Genomic DNA, 13,729 nt, shown 5'->3' with positions numbered 1-13,729 from the left:
GTTTGCGGCGGGTGGCTCAACACCTCGGGCGCTGCAACTCAGTCGTCGCCTCTCGGGCGTCCGCGAAGCGCCTTGACGCCGGCGCGCTTGCCCTTGGTCTCCAGCCGCTTGAGCTTGCTGGAATAGGTCGGTTTGGTGGGCCGCCGGGGCTTGGGCTTTTCGGTCGCGCGACGGATCAATTCGACCAGCCGGTCGCGGGCCTCCTGGCGGTTCATCTCCTGGGAGCGGCTGCCTTGGGCGAACAGGACGATCACGCCGTCCTGCGTGAGGCGGCTGCCGGCCAGGGCTTCGAGCCGGGTCTTCACGTCTTCCGGCAGGGTGGGGGAGTTGCGGACGTCGAAGCGCAGCTCGATCGCCGTGCTGGTCTTGTTGACGTGCTGACCGCCGGGGCCCGAGGCGCGGGTCGCCTTCTCGACGATCTCGTCGTCCTCGATACGCAGCCAGGAGGTGATCTCGATCATCGGACCACGCGCTTGGCCCTGACCACGGCCTGGTCGAGCGCCTGCAGGAACTTGGAACGGTCGGCGGGACCGAAGGGCTTGGGGCCGCTGGTGACCTCGCCCATCGACCGCAGGTGCTCGCCGATCATCCGCGAGGCCAGGGCGGAGCCGATGGTGTCGACCGTGAACAGCCGTCCTGTCGTGCCCAGGGCCTGGCCGCCGGCCTTCAGCACGCGATCGGCCAGCGGGATGTCGTTGGTGATCACCACGTCGCCGGGGCCGGCCCGTTCGGCGATCCAGTCGTCGGCGATGTCGGGACCAGCGTCGACCACGATCTGCTCGATGGCGGGGGTCTGGGGAATCCGGATCCAGCTGTTGGAGACCACGAAGGTCTTCAAGCCGTAGCGGGCGGCGACCTTGTAGACCTCGTCCTTCACGGGGCAGGCGTCGGCGTCGATGTAGATCGTCGTTTTAGGAGGGACGGGGGTCATGCGCCGTCTCGTAGCGCCTTCCCGAGCCGGGCGCCAAGCGTCGTGACGGCCTCGACCGCCGCGGGCAGGACGTGGGTGAAGTTGACGAAGCCGTGGGCCTGGCCCGGAAAGGTCTTCAGCTCGACCGGTACGCCGACCGCTTCCAGGGCCTGGGCGTAGGCGACGGCGTCGGGATGGACGGGGTCGAGCAAGGCGCCGCTGACCAGGAAGGTCGGCGGCGTAGCCGTTCCGACGGCGTCAAGCAGCGAAGGGGCGCGGGCGCTGGCCAGCTGGGCGTTGATGTAGGCCACCGCGAGGCGGCCGATCAGCCGGGCGTCCCGCAGCAGGGTCTGCGCCCAGACCTCGTCGTCCAGATGGACCAGCGGATAGAACAGGCCCTGGGCCTTTACCGCGCCGGGCCGGCGCGTGTTGGCCTCGTTGGCCACGGTGGCGGCCAGATAGGCGCCGGCGCTGTCGCCGGCCACGGCCAGGCGATCGGGATCGACGCCCAGTTCGCCTGCCTGGTCCAGCAGCCAGGCCAGCGCCGCCCGGGCGTCGTCGACCTGCGAAGGGAAGGGATGTTCGGGCGCCAGGCCGTAGGCGGCGGACACCACGCGCACGCCGGCGGCGTCGGCCAGGCGCTGGCAGACGGCGTCGTGGGTCTCGATGTCGGAGATCACGAAGCCGCCGCCGTGGAAGAACAGGATCGCCGGGCCCACGGCGGAGGCCTGCATCGGCACATACAGCCTGGCCGCGCGCTTTCCACTGGCGGCCGGGTAGTCGAGGTTGCGGATCTGGGCCAGGCGTGGAAGCTTGCGGTCGCGATGGGCGATCGCGAAGCGCACGGCGCGGCGGACGCGCTCGAGCCCGAAGCGATGGGCACCGGCCACCCGTTCGGCGAAGACGCTGGTCAGGGGCGCGTTCATCGGTCTTCCACCTTGGCCGTTCGAACGCCGGAAGGCTTATCTGGCCGGGAGGCGACTGTCCACGCGGGGCTTATGGCGTGGGGCGGCCGGACGAAACCAGGTTCGACGAAAACGACTCGCCGCCGATTGCGCGAGCCGAGGCGCCGCCGTTTCGCCCGTCGCGCGAACGCCATGCGCCCAGGGTTTGAGCAGCTTCGTCCCGGTTGCCCGCTTTGCGTACAACCCAGCGTTCTTCGCAGCTTCACCATAATGCGCGGCGTTCTTGCCCTTGATTGACCGTCCCGGCGCACTAGTTATCAACCCGTGGAGCCGCCCTTGGCGCTCCTGCCCTTCCTGGGCGTTTCCTCCCTAATGACTGCCCGGCCTTCGTGCCGGGCATTTTTTTTGGCGGTTCGGGGACCTTTGATCGACGCGCGCCGGGCGTGGCCTTAAACTCGGCCTTCAAGCGTGAAGCCGCTCCGACGACGTCGGCGGCCCCGAGGCAGACCGAGTGCGGAGACCGAGTATGGACAAGGCCGAAATCAATCGCGTCGTCGAGCGACACAAGGCCGAACAGGAGGCCCTCGACCAGCGTCTGGAGGCCCTTCGCAGCGGCAAGCTGCAGGTCGGCTCGCGCACGGACGACGGCGAGGTGCAGGACGAGACCCACGTCCACATCAGCGAACTGGAGCGCCTGCGTCAGTGGCTGGCCGAGAACGTCGCGCGCTACGAGGCGTTGCTGGGCGCCTAGGCTCGGGACCGGTCAGGCCTGGGGCGTGTCGTTCCTCAGGCCCCGCAGCCCCACCACGCCGATGGCGGCCATGAGCCGGTCGACCGTCACGCCCTCGACGGTGGGGACCCACTTGGCCAGCCAGATCAGCATGCCCAGCAGCAGTTGGACCACCAGCGACGACTCGCACGGCGTGATCGATCCGTCGGCCATGCCGTCCTGGATGATCCTTTCCAGGCGGCGGGTCAGGTGCTCGCTGCAGGCGGCGATTGCGTCGCGCTGGTCCTCGTCCAGATAGGACCGATCCCCGAAGTAGAGCAGGGGGCCGTTGCGGGCGGACTCCACCAGCAGCGCCCGCAGGAAGCGTTCCAGTCTTTCGAAACCGGCGCCGCCGTCCTGATCCGTCTCGCTGAGGACCCGCTCGAACCGCTCCAGCGAGCTCTGGTGGCAGGCGAAGACCAGGGCCTGCTTGTTGGGGAAGTAGTAGTAGAGCGCCGCGTCGCGCAGATCGAGCGCCGCGGCGATCTCGGTCATCGTGGCCAGGGCGTAGCCCTTGACGTTGATGATCTCGGTGGCCGCCCGGAGGATCGCGTCCCGCTTCTTGGCCGATTTCGGGCTGTGCGACAGCGGTTTGTGACCGTCCGGCGGTGCCGTCACGGTCTCGTCTTCCCCGGTCAAGGTTGCGCGCTCCCCTGGTGTTCTCTTTACGGAACTTCCGCAGTGGTAGCGGTCGGACGCCGCCTTGGGCAAGCGCGCTGAAGAACGATGTTCTATTTCATCCTAAAATTTCTAACTTGCTCTAGAATATCTGGGGTGTACTAGAATCGACCCTGGGACGTGAAAGCGCCGAAACAGGCGCTCGCGGCTCCGGGGGAAACTGAATGGCCGCGAACGCTGCGCAGGACCGTGTCCGCGCCCTCGTCGAGGGCGATGCGCCGCGCGACGTCACCGCCGTACCGCTCTACCGAATCCGAAATCGCCGAACCGCTCGTGTCCGCACGGGCAGGGGCGGCTCGTGTCGCGACCGCTTCGCGCGCTGAAAACAACAACAGATCCCAGGGAGAAATACGTGAAGAAGGTGCATTTCGTCGGCGCGTCGTTGCTGGCCCTAATCGTGGCGGGTCCCGCCCTGGCCCAGGACCAGACGCCGCCGCCCGCCAACGCCGCCGCGACCGTCGAGGAGATCATCGTCACGGCGACCAAGCGCGAGCAGACGCTGCAGGACGTGCCGATCTCGGTGGCGGTCACGGGGCAGAAGACCCTCGAGCGGGCCCAGATCCGCGACCTTCTGGATCTGCAGTCGGTCGTGCCGTCGCTGAAGGTTTMGCAGTTCAACGCCGCCAGCCAGACCAACTTCATCATCCGCGGCTTCGGCAACGGCAACGGCAACGACGGCATCGAGAGCTCCGTCGGCGTGTTCATCGACGGCGTCTACCGTTCGCGTTCGGCGGCGGCCCTKGACGACCTGCCCGAGGTCGAGCGCATCGAAGTGCTGCGCGGCCCGCAGTCGACCCTGTTCGGCAAGAACGTGTCGGCGGGCGCGATCAGCATCGTCACCAAGCAGCCGCAGTTCGATTTCGGCGGCAAGGCCGAGGTCACCCTGGGCAACTACGACACGCGCCAGGTGAAGGCCACGATCACGGGCCCGCTGAGCGACACGGTCGCCGTGCGCCTGTCGGGCGGCGTCAACGAGCGTGACGGCTACGCCACCAACCTCACCACCGGCAACGACGTCAACGACCGCGACCGTTGGTCGATCCGCGGCGATCTGCTGTGGGTGCCGACCGACCAGACCCAGGTGCGGATCATCGCCGACTACAACAAGATCACCGAAGTCTGCTGCGCGGTGAACTCGATCTACAACGGCCCGGCCACCCAGTTCATCGGCGCGCCCGCGCCCTACGGCCTGGGCAAGCCGATCAGCGATCCGAAGAAGATCTTCGACCGCGACGTCGTCTTCAACACCGACCCGTCCAACCGCCTGACCGGCAAGGGGATCTCGGGCCAGCTCGACCAGGACGTGGGCTTCGCCAAGCTGACGGCGATCACCGCCTATCGCGAACAAACCAGCGCCTCGTACCAGGACGTCGACTTCACCGGCGCCGACCTGGCCAACAAGGGCGACGGCAACGACATCAAGACCTTCACCCAGGAACTGCGCCTGGCTTCGACCAGCGACGGCCCGTTCAACTGGCTGATCGGCGGCTTCTACCAGGACGAAAAGCTGCAGACCGGCCGGACGATCAACTACGGCTCTGATATCCGCGCCTATGCCGAGGGCCTCAGCGGCCAGGTTCCGGCCGCCCTGCTGGCCGCCCTGCCGGTGGGCTTGCGTCCGGCGCTGACGGGCAAGTCCAATCTCTACGCCCTAGAGTTCCTGCAGAGCCTGGTGACGCCGTCGATCCATCCGGGCTCGACCTACTTCCAGGCCGGCCAGGGCATCGACGACGACTATTCGATGAAGCAGCGGTCCTATTCGCTGTTCGGTCAGGCCGACTACAAGATCACCGACAAGCTGACGATCACCGGCGGCCTAGCCTATCTGAACGACCGCAAGCGCGTGGTCTCGGATGTGGTCCTGCGCGACCCGTTCTCGTCCCTGAACCTGCAGAACGTGCCGCAATTCACGGCGCTGGGCCTGCCGGCCAACCTGTACGGCGCGCTGGGCAGCCTGCAATTCTACTACGGCAACACCACCAACCATGCGCCGGTCAACTTCCCGAACGCCAACGAGTCCGGCGAACTGAAGGGCGACAAGGTCACCTACGCGGTCCGCGCCGCCTACGACTTCGGCTGGGTGAACGCCTATGTCAGCTATTCGACGGGCTGGAAGGCCGGGGCCTACAACCTGTCGTCCGACAGCCGGCCGCCGAACGCCAACGGCGTGGGCCGCACCGCCGCGCCCGAGGACGTCAGCGTCTACGAAGCGGGTCTGAAGGCCAACTTCCAGGGCGGCTACCTGAACCTCGCGATCTTCGACCAGTCGATCAAGGGCTTCCAGTCGAACGCCTATACCGGCATCGGCTACAGCCTGGTCAACGCCGGCGAGGAGTCGGTGAAGGGCTTCGAGGTCGACAGCGCCTACCGGCCGCTGGACTGGCTGTCGCTGACGGCGTCGGCGACCTATCTGGATCCGACCTACGACTCGTTCACAGGCGCGGCCTGCGTGAACTACGACACCACCCGCTGCCCGGTGAACCCGGCCACCGGCCTGCGGCCCAACTTCCGCGACCTGACCGGCGACAAGCCGGCCGGCATCCCCAAGTGGACCGTGTCGACCTCGGCCACCGTCTCGCACGACCTGGGCAAGGGCTACGCCGGTTACCTGCGCGTCGAGTACGACTACACCAGCAAGGTGCAGCTGAGCGAGACGACGCCGCCGGACGTCGGGACCTGGGGGCAGAACGTCATCAACGCCAGCCTGGGCGTGACCGACGACGCGCACGGCCTGGAGCTGACCTTCTGGGGGCGCAACCTGACCGACGACGAGAGCCTGATCGCCACGTTCCCGACGGTGGCCCAGGACGGCAGCTACAGCGGCTATCCGACCCCGCCGCGCACCTACGGCGTGACTCTGCGCAAGACCTTCTGATCCACCCTCCGACCACCTGACTTCGCCGCCCGGTCCCTTTCGGATCGGGCGGTTTTCTTTTGGGCGCTGCGCAATGGAGGGAGTGGTGCCGGATGCAGGGATCGAACCCGCGACCTTCGGTTTACAAAACCGCTGCACTACCGCTGTGCTAATCCGGCCCGCCGCTCGCCGAACGGGGCGTTCTCCTTAGCCGCATCGGCGGGGAGGGGGCAAGGGCGGCCGCGACGTCATCCATTGCCGCGTCATCAAAGCAAGCTAAGGTGCTTCCAAACAATCGTTTGGAGGGACGGATGCGGATTCGGCTGACGATGGCGGCGGCGATGGCGGCGATCGCCTTGGCCCCGATGGCGGCGCATGCGGCGCCCAAGCCCGCGCCCGCCGCGATCCTGGCCCCCGCGACGCCCGAGGCCGAAGGCTTCTCGGCCGAACGTCTCAAGCGCCTGGACACCTACATGCAGGGCCTGGTGGACCAGGGTCACCTGCCGGGCGCGGTCACGATGGTCGCGCGCCATGGCAGGGTCGTCAGCTACGACACCTACGGCAAGAAGGCCATCGGCGGCGCGCCGATGACCAAGGACACGATCTTCCGCATCTATTCCCAGACCAAGCCGGTGACCGGCGTGGCGATGATGATGCTGTTCGAAGAGGGCAAGTGGCGGCTAGACGACCCGGTCACCAAGTTCGTGCCCGAGTTCGCGCATCTGCAGGTCTACAAGGGCCAGAACCCCGACGGGACCTTCATCACCGAGCCGGCGACGCGCGTGCCGACCATGCGCGAGATCATGAGCCACACCGGCGGCTTCGCCTATGGTCTGCGCACGGATCAACCGGTCGAGAAGGCCTATCGCGACAGCGGTCTGCTGGGCTCCAAGACCCAGGCCGAGTTCCTGGACAAGCTGGTCAAACTGCCCCTGGCCAGCCAGCCGGGTACGGAATGGCGCTACAGCGTCTCGGTCGACATCCAGGGCCTGATCGTCGAGCGGCTGTCGGGCATGAGCCTGGCCGACTTCATGAAGAGCCGCATCTTCGATCCGCTGAAGATGACCGACACCGCCTTCTATGTGCCCGCGGCCAAGAGCGACCGCCTGGCGGCGCTCTACATTCCCGACCCCAAGACCCGCAAGCTGGTCACGGCCGACAACTTCATGGTGCTGGACGTTACCAAGCCGCCGGCGATCGCCTCGGGCGGCGGCGGCCTGGTCTCGACCACGGCCGACTACGCCCGTTTCGCCCAGATGCTGCTGAACGGCGGCGAACTGGACGGCGCGCGCATCCTGTCGCCGGGCACGATCAAGCTGATGGCGTCCAACCATCTGAGCGACATCGTGATGGGCGCGCCCGACGCCTCGTTCTCTCCCGCCAAGGGCGTGGGCTTCGGGCTCGACTTCGCGGTGGTGATCAATCCGGCCCGGGACGGCACGCTGCAGGGCGAGGGGACCTACAGCTGGGGCGGAGCGGCCGGGACCTGGTTCTGGATCGACCCGAAGAACGACCTCTTCATGCTGGGGATGATCCACATCCTGGCCAAGGAGATCGATCCGGCCCTGGCCAAGATCAGCGATGACGCCTCGACCCTGGTGTATCAGGCCCTGGTCGATCCGGCGAAGTAGGCAGGCCCTCGAAGGCCAACGAAAACAAGCTTAGGGAGCCCGACATGAAGGCCGCCGTTTATTACGAAACCGGTTCGCCGGACGTGCTGAAGTACGAGGACGTCGCCGATCCGCCCTGTTACCCCAGCGGCGTGGTGATCCGCGTCGAGGCCGTCAGCATCGAGGGCGGCGACACCCTCAACCGCGGCGGCGGCCCGATGGCCGGCAGCCCGCACATCGTCGGCTACCAGGCGGCCGGCGAGATCGTCGAGGTCGGGGCCGAGGTCACCCACCTGAAGGTCGGCCAGAAGGTGGTGACCGTGAACGCCTTCGGCTCGCATGCCGAGTTGCGCAGCGTGCCGGCCCGCAACGCCTGGCCGATCCCCGACGGGTTCGACGTCCGCCAGGCGGCGGCCATCCCGGTGCCGTTCGGCACCGCGCACGAATGCCTGTTCGGGGCCGGCCACCTGAAGTCCGGTGAGACCGTCCTGGTCCAGGCCGGCGCGGGCGCCGTGGGCGTCGCGGCGATCCAGCTGGCCAAGCGGGCCGGGGCGACGGTGCTGGCCACCGCCTCCAGCGACGAGCGCCTGGAGCGTCTGAAGCCCTTCGGCCTGGACCACGGGATCAACTATCGCCGCGACGATGTGGTCGAGCAGGTGATGAGGCTGACCGGCGGCAAGGGCGCGGACCTGGTGGTCGATCCTGTCGGCGGCCAGACCCTGCAGGCCAGCATCCTGGCCCTGGGCTATCGCGGCCGCATCTCGCTGGTCGGCCAGGCCGGGCGCGAACCGACCAAGGTGGACGTCTCGTCCCTGATGGGCGGCAATCGCAGCCTGACGGGGGTGTTCCTGGGCGCCGAGATCATGACCGACCGCGTGCATGACATGATCCAGACCCTGATCGACGAGGCCGCGCGCGGCGAGCTGAAGGTGCTGATCGACAAGACCTTCCCGCTGTCGGAGGCCGCGGCCGCCCACGCCTATATCGAGAGCCGCCAGGCCGTCGGCCGGGTGCTGCTGATCCCATGACCAACCGCGTCCTGGCCCATACGGGCGCCAAATATCCGATCGTCCAGGCCCCGATGGGCTGGATCGCCCGCTATCCGCTGGCCAGCGCCGTCTCGCGGGCCGGCGGGCTGGGGATCATCGAGACCTCGTCCGGCGAGACCGAGAACTGCAAGGCCGAGATCCGCAAGATGGCCGACAGCGGCCTGCCGTTCGGGGTGAACCTGCCGATCCTGTTCCTGAAGGACGACGCCATGCTGCGCTTCGTCTGCGAGAGCGGCGTGAAGTTCGTCACCACCTCGGCGGGCAGTCCGGCCAAGTTCGTGGGGCCGCTGAAGGACGCCGGCATCGTCGTCTATCACGCCGTGCCGACGGTGGACGCGGCGGCCAAATGCGTCGAGGCCGGCGTCGACGGCCTGGTGGTCGAGGGCGCCGAGGGCGGCGGCTTCAAGAACCCCGAGGAGGTCTCGACCCTGGTGCTGCTGCAGGCCATCCGCGCGCGGGTGGACGTGCCGCTGATCGCCGCCGGCGGCATCTGCGACGGTCGCGGCATGGCCGCCGCCTTCGCCCTGGGCGCCGAGGCCGTGCAGATGGGCACCCGTTTCGTCAGCGCCGCGGAKAGCCCGGTCCACGCCAATTACAAGGCCGCCATCACCGGGTCCAAGGAGACCGGCACCTGGGTGCTGAACAAGAAGGCCAGCCCCTGCATCCGCGCGCTGAAGTCCGAGCGCACTCGCGAAATCCACGAGGCCGGCCTGATGCCGCCCGACGCCCTGAAGGGCATCCTGGGCGTCTATTTCGGCGGCGACATGGAGGCGGCGCCGGCCCTTGCGGGCCAGACCGTCGGCCTGATCGACGAGGTCAAGCCGGCCGCCCAGATCATCGACGAGACCGTCGCGCAATTCTTCGACATCACCCAGCGGCTGGGCGCGCTCGCCGCCGGCCGCAGCTTCTGAGAGACCGATCCCATGATGCAGAACCTGTTTTCCCTGAAGGGCCGCGTGGCCCTGGTCACCGGCGGCTCGCGCGGCATCGGCAAGATGATCGCCGAGGGCTTCCTGACCTACGGCGCCCGCCGGGTGTACGTTTCGGCGCGCAAGGCAGCCGCCTGCGACGCGACCGCCGAGGAGCTGTCGGCCCTGGGCGAATGCATCTCGCTGCCGGCCGACGTCTCGACCCTGGAGGGCATCAACGGCCTGGTGGCGCGGATCGCCGAGCGCGAGGACAAGCTGGACATCCTGGTCAACAACGCCGGCGCCGCCTGGGGCGCGGCGTTCGACGAGTTCCCCGAGAGCGGCTGGGACAAGGTCGTGGACCTGAACATGAAGACGCCGTTCTTCCTGACCCAGGCCCTGATCGGCCACCTGCGGGCGGCCGGCAAGGAACACGTGGCCAAGGTGATCAACATCGCCTCGATCGACGGCCAGTCGGTGGCCCGTGAGGAGACCTATCCCTACGGCGCGTCCAAGGCCGGCCTGCTGCACATGACCAAGCGCATGGCCCTGCGGCTGGCGCCCGACAACATCGCCGTCAGCTGTATCGCCCCGGGGGCCTTCGCCTCCGACATGAACCGGGTGGCCCGCGACCATGCCGACGCGGTGGCCAAGGCCATTCCGGCCGGGCGGATCGGCACGACCGAGGACATGGCCGGGACGGCGATCTTCCTGGCCTCGCGGGCCGGGGACTATGTGACGGGTTCGGCCGTCACCGTGGACGGCGGGGTGTCGTTCGCGCGCTGAGCGCTTCAAGGCTTCCCGGGTGACGGGAAGCCGCCCAGCTCGGCCGGCTCGGCGTCGCTGAGCTCGACCCCGGCGTTCGAGCCGCAGCCGACCGGTTTGGGCGGCCGCGCGCCGCGCTCGCGGGCCGACATCAGGGCCCAGCCGCCGGGCTTGAGAATCTCCAGCGGCGAGAAGCGCGCCTTGTAGGCCATCTTCTCGCTGCCCGGCACCCAGTAGCCCAGATAGACGTAGGGCAGGGCGTTCAGCTGGGCCTGCAGGATGTGGTCCAGGATGATGAACGAGCCCAGGCTGCGCTTGGTCAGGCTGGGGTCGTAGAAGCTGTAAACCAGCGACAGGCCGTCGGCGAGGACGTCGACCAGCACGCAGGCGATCAGGTCGCCCGGGCCGCGGTCCTTCGAGCGCAGGCGGTATTCGATCAGGTGCGTGCGGACCGCCGTGTCCTCGACCATGGCCACGTAGTCGGGCCAGGTCATCTCGGCCATGCCGCCGTCGGCGTGGCGGGTCAGCAGGTAGCGGCGCAGAAGCTCGAACTGCTCCAGCGTGGCCTCGGCCTCGACCAGGTGGCGTTCCAGGTCGGCGTTGCGGGTCAGCACCTTGCGTTCGGAGCGCGAGAAGACGTAGTCGCCGGCCGGGGCGCGGGCCGACTGGCAGGCGCGGCACGTCTCGCAGGCGGGGCGGTAGGCGATGTTCTGCGAGCGACGGAAGCCGACCTGGGTCAGGCTGTCATTGACGGTCGGTCCGTCGGACAGCGGCAGGTGGGCGAAGACCTTGCGTTCCTCGCGACCGGGCAGATAGGGGCAAGGCGTGGGCGCCGTGAGGAAGAAGCGCAGCTGTCGCGTCGGAAAATGCTGCGTCACGGAAAGCGCCCGATCCCTCTAGTGGCCTCGCCCGCGATACCGGGCCGATAAGCGATTAGGCGGCATCCGCGACGGTTGCGCAAGCTGTGCAGCACGCTTGAGCGTCATCACATCATGCGACGCCCCATGGGGCGTCCTCGAGGGCGCCTCAGAGTCCATCGGGAAGCACCGGCTTCTCGCGCAGGAGCACGATGGAGATGCGGCGGTTGCCGGGCAGGGTGGGATCGTCCGCGTACAGCGGCTCGGAATTGGCCTTGCCCGAGACCTGGTAGATGCGGTCCTCGTCCACCCCGGCGCCGCGCAGGATCTGGCGCGAGGCGTCGGCGCGGCCGGCCGAGAGGGCCCAGTCGCTGTCGGCGCGCTTGCCGGCCGAGCTGGCGCTGGTGTGGCCCGAGATGGTGATGCGGTTGGGCAGCTGGTTGATCACCTTGGCCACCGCGCGCAGCAGGATGCGGGCCCGGTCGTTCGGCTCGCGCGAGTTCTCCTTGAACATCGAGCGGCCGTCCTGGTCGACCAGCTGGATGCGCAGGCCTTCCGGGGTCTGGTCGATGAGGATCTGCTTGGACAGCTCGGCCAGTTCCGGCATGTCCTGCAGCGACTGGCGCAACGACTGGGCGGCCGAGGCGAAGCTGTCCTGCTCCTTCTTGGCCAGGGCGTCGCGCAGCGCCTGTTCGCTGGCCGAGTCCAGATTGGCCGAGGCCGCGCTCTGGCCGTCCTTGTCGGTTTCCTTGGGGGCTTCGGGGGCCATCTGCTGGATGACCGACATCTTGCCATCGGCCTTGGCGCCGTCGTCGCCCAACGAGGTGCCGCCCAGGATGCCGCCCGAACCGCTGGTGCTGGACGAGATCGAGGCGGGCGCGAAATAGTCGGCGATGCCCTGCTTCTGCTCGGGGCTGGTCGTGTTCAGCAGCCACATCAGCAGGAAGAAGGCCATCATGGCGGTCACGAAATCGGCATAGGCCACCTTCCAGGCGCCGCCATGGTGACCATGGCCGCCGCCCTTCTTGATCTTCTTGATGACGATGATCGGCTGGTCGCCGCTGACGGCCATTGCGCTTAAGCCTGTTTAACCCTGTTCGACCGAAGGTGACGGCCGGACGTTAAAATGCCGTTGCGATCCGCGCCGCGAAGGGCGATGTCGGGCCTCTTCCAAGAGGAGTTTCCGACATGAAGACGGCGTTCATCGGCCTGGGCGTGATGGGTTTCCCGATGGCGTGCCATCTGAAGGCCGCCGGCCACGAGGTCACCGTCTTCAACCGCACGCCCGAAAAGGCCGCCCGCTGGGTCGAAAAGCACGGCGGCGCGTCGGCGCCGACCATCGCCGAGGCGGTGGCGGGCGCAGAGCTGGTCTGCCTGTGCGTGGGCAATGACGACGACGTGCGCGGCGTGGTGGCGCAGGTGCTGCCGGCCATGGGGGAGGGCGGGGTGATCGTCGACCACACGACCACCTCGGCCACCGTGGCCCGCGAGATGGACGCCGCCGCGCGGGCGGTGGGCCGCTGGTTCGTGGACGCCCCGGTGTCGGGCGGCCAGGCCGGCGCCGAGAACGGCCAGCTGACGATCATGGCCGGCGGTGACGCGGCCGCCTACGCCCGGGTCGAGCCGGTGCTGATGGCCTACGCCAAGGCCATCCGGCCGATGGGGCCCTCGGGCGCGGGCCAGCTGACMAAGATGTGCAACCAGATCGCCATCGCCGGGGTGGTCCAGGGCGTGGCCGAGGCCCTGCACTTCGCCAAGCGCGCCGGCCTGCCCACCGACGACGTGCTGGCGGCGATCTCCAAGGGCGCGGCCCAGTCCTGGCAGATGGAGAACCGCTGGAAGACCATGTCGGAGGGCAAGTTCGACTTCGGCTTCGCGGTCGACTGGATGCGCAAGGACCTGGGCATCGCCCTGGCCGAGGCGGGCGTGAACGGGGCGAAGCTGGAGGCCACGGCGATGATCGACGGCTTCTACGGCGAGGTGCAGGCGATGGGCGGGAACCGTTGGGACACCTCCAGCCTGGTGGCGCGGTTGGAGAAGTAGGGGCTCGTTTCCTGCGCCTTCAGCGCGGCGACCACTTGCCCCCTACGGACCGCTTCGCGGTCGTCTTCCCCCAGAGGGGGAAGAGGGGCGCGGTTCGGCTCGGCGTCCTCCGCCCCCTACGGGGGCGGACAGACCGCGAAGCGGTCAGGTGGGAGCAAGTGGGTGTGATCTCACGCCAACGGCTGTGAGCTGATGGAAAGGGCTGCGGAGCGCCGGACATCGTCCGGGGTTTGAAAAAGAATACCGTTTCGACGAAGCCCGATCGCTCCGCGCGGTCGTTATCCGGAAGCGCGGCGGCGCTGAGCCCTGTTCGGACCTCGCCGCCTTGAAGGAAGCCTCCGACGGGCGGGCTGGATCAACGATCTCCAGTCCCGGACCGCG

13 protein-coding genes and 1 tRNA gene are annotated in these 13,729 nt (G+C 68.2%); 7 read left to right on the top strand and 7 right to left on the bottom strand.

Annotated features, from left to right (window positions below; genetic code table 11):
- Nucleotides 1-38: 38 nt before the first annotated feature.
- Genes arfB through AC1U89_RS22820 form a run of 3 tightly spaced genes read right to left on the bottom strand, consistent with a single transcriptional unit; the run spans nt 39 to nt 1,836 of the window.
- On the bottom strand, nt 39-461 hold the full coding sequence (gene arfB / locus AC1U89_RS22830) for an alternative ribosome rescue aminoacyl-tRNA hydrolase ArfB (RefSeq protein WP_029916457.1): 423 nt from the start codon (nt 459-461) through the stop codon (nt 39-41).
- Nucleotides 458-931, bottom strand: a complete 474-nt coding sequence (locus tag AC1U89_RS22825) for a YaiI/YqxD family protein (RefSeq protein ID WP_479901921.1) — start codon at nt 929-931, stop codon at nt 458-460. The genes arfB and AC1U89_RS22825 overlap by 4 nt, the downstream gene beginning before the upstream one ends.
- Nucleotides 928-1,836: an alpha/beta hydrolase gene (locus tag AC1U89_RS22820; RefSeq protein WP_479901920.1), complete on the bottom strand. Its 909-nt coding sequence runs from the start codon at nt 1,834-1,836 to the stop codon at nt 928-930. The genes AC1U89_RS22825 and AC1U89_RS22820 overlap by 4 nt, the downstream gene beginning before the upstream one ends.
- A gap of 505 nt (nt 1,837-2,341) precedes the next feature.
- Here AC1U89_RS22820 and AC1U89_RS22815 point away from each other — a divergent pair.
- Complete coding sequence (locus tag AC1U89_RS22815) at nt 2,342-2,566, top strand: hypothetical protein (RefSeq protein ID WP_479901919.1); 225 nt, start codon at nt 2,342-2,344, stop codon at nt 2,564-2,566.
- 12 nt (nt 2,567-2,578) lie between these two features.
- On the opposite strand, the gene AC1U89_RS22810 is transcribed toward AC1U89_RS22815, so the two are convergent.
- On the bottom strand, nt 2,579-3,223 hold the full coding sequence (locus AC1U89_RS22810; RefSeq protein ID WP_479901918.1) for a TetR/AcrR family transcriptional regulator: 645 nt from the start codon (nt 3,221-3,223) through the stop codon (nt 2,579-2,581).
- 391 nt (nt 3,224-3,614) lie between these two features.
- Here AC1U89_RS22810 and AC1U89_RS22805 point away from each other — a divergent pair, with 391 nt between their 5' ends.
- Nucleotides 3,615-6,137: a TonB-dependent receptor gene (locus tag AC1U89_RS22805; RefSeq protein WP_479901917.1), complete on the top strand. Its 2,523-nt coding sequence runs from the start codon at nt 3,615-3,617 to the stop codon at nt 6,135-6,137.
- A gap of 83 nt (nt 6,138-6,220) precedes the next feature.
- Here the strand turns inward: AC1U89_RS22805 and AC1U89_RS22800 are convergent.
- Nucleotides 6,221-6,295 (bottom strand) — tRNA-Thr (locus AC1U89_RS22800).
- A gap of 132 nt (nt 6,296-6,427) precedes the next feature.
- Between AC1U89_RS22800 and AC1U89_RS22795 the strand changes: the two genes are divergently transcribed.
- Genes AC1U89_RS22795 through AC1U89_RS22780 form a run of 4 tightly spaced genes read left to right on the top strand, consistent with a single transcriptional unit; the run spans nt 6,428 to nt 10,469 of the window.
- The gene (locus tag AC1U89_RS22795) at nt 6,428-7,747 is read left to right on the top strand and encodes a serine hydrolase domain-containing protein (protein ID WP_479901916.1); all 1,320 of its coding nucleotides are present in this window, start codon (nt 6,428-6,430) and stop codon (nt 7,745-7,747) included.
- Between the two features lie 44 nt (nt 7,748-7,791).
- A complete protein-coding gene (locus AC1U89_RS22790) occupies nt 7,792-8,754 on the top strand; it encodes a quinone oxidoreductase family protein (protein ID WP_479901915.1) in 963 nt (320 codons plus the stop codon).
- The gene (locus AC1U89_RS22785; protein ID WP_479901914.1) at nt 8,751-9,686 is read left to right on the top strand and encodes an NAD(P)H-dependent flavin oxidoreductase; all 936 of its coding nucleotides are present in this window, start codon (nt 8,751-8,753) and stop codon (nt 9,684-9,686) included. The genes AC1U89_RS22790 and AC1U89_RS22785 overlap by 4 nt, the downstream gene beginning before the upstream one ends.
- 15 nt (nt 9,687-9,701) lie before the next feature.
- On the top strand, nt 9,702-10,469 hold the full coding sequence (locus AC1U89_RS22780) for an SDR family oxidoreductase (RefSeq protein ID WP_479901944.1): 768 nt from the start codon (nt 9,702-9,704) through the stop codon (nt 10,467-10,469).
- 5 nt (nt 10,470-10,474) lie between these two features.
- On the opposite strand, the gene AC1U89_RS22775 is transcribed toward AC1U89_RS22780, so the two are convergent.
- Together AC1U89_RS22775 and AC1U89_RS22770 are read right to left on the bottom strand one after the other, a co-directional pair.
- Nucleotides 10,475-11,326 carry an arginyltransferase gene (locus tag AC1U89_RS22775; protein ID WP_029916436.1) on the bottom strand — a complete coding sequence of 284 codons (852 nt, stop codon included), beginning with the start codon at nt 11,324-11,326 and terminating at the stop codon, nt 10,475-10,477.
- A gap of 148 nt (nt 11,327-11,474) precedes the next feature.
- A complete protein-coding gene (locus AC1U89_RS22770; RefSeq protein WP_479901913.1) occupies nt 11,475-12,377 on the bottom strand; it encodes a flagellar motor protein MotB in 903 nt (300 codons plus the stop codon).
- A 116-nt stretch (nt 12,378-12,493) separates the two neighbouring features.
- On the opposite strand from AC1U89_RS22770, the gene AC1U89_RS22765 reads away from it, so the two are divergent.
- On the top strand, nt 12,494-13,348 hold the full coding sequence (locus tag AC1U89_RS22765; RefSeq protein WP_479901912.1) for an NAD(P)-dependent oxidoreductase: 855 nt from the start codon (nt 12,494-12,496) through the stop codon (nt 13,346-13,348).
- Nucleotides 13,349-13,729 lie beyond the last annotated feature (381 nt).

The organism is Caulobacter sp. 05T431, from assembly GCF_056665975.1.
The sequence above is the reverse complement of the archived record's forward strand: the minus strand, read 5'-3'. Positions and strand labels throughout refer to the sequence as shown.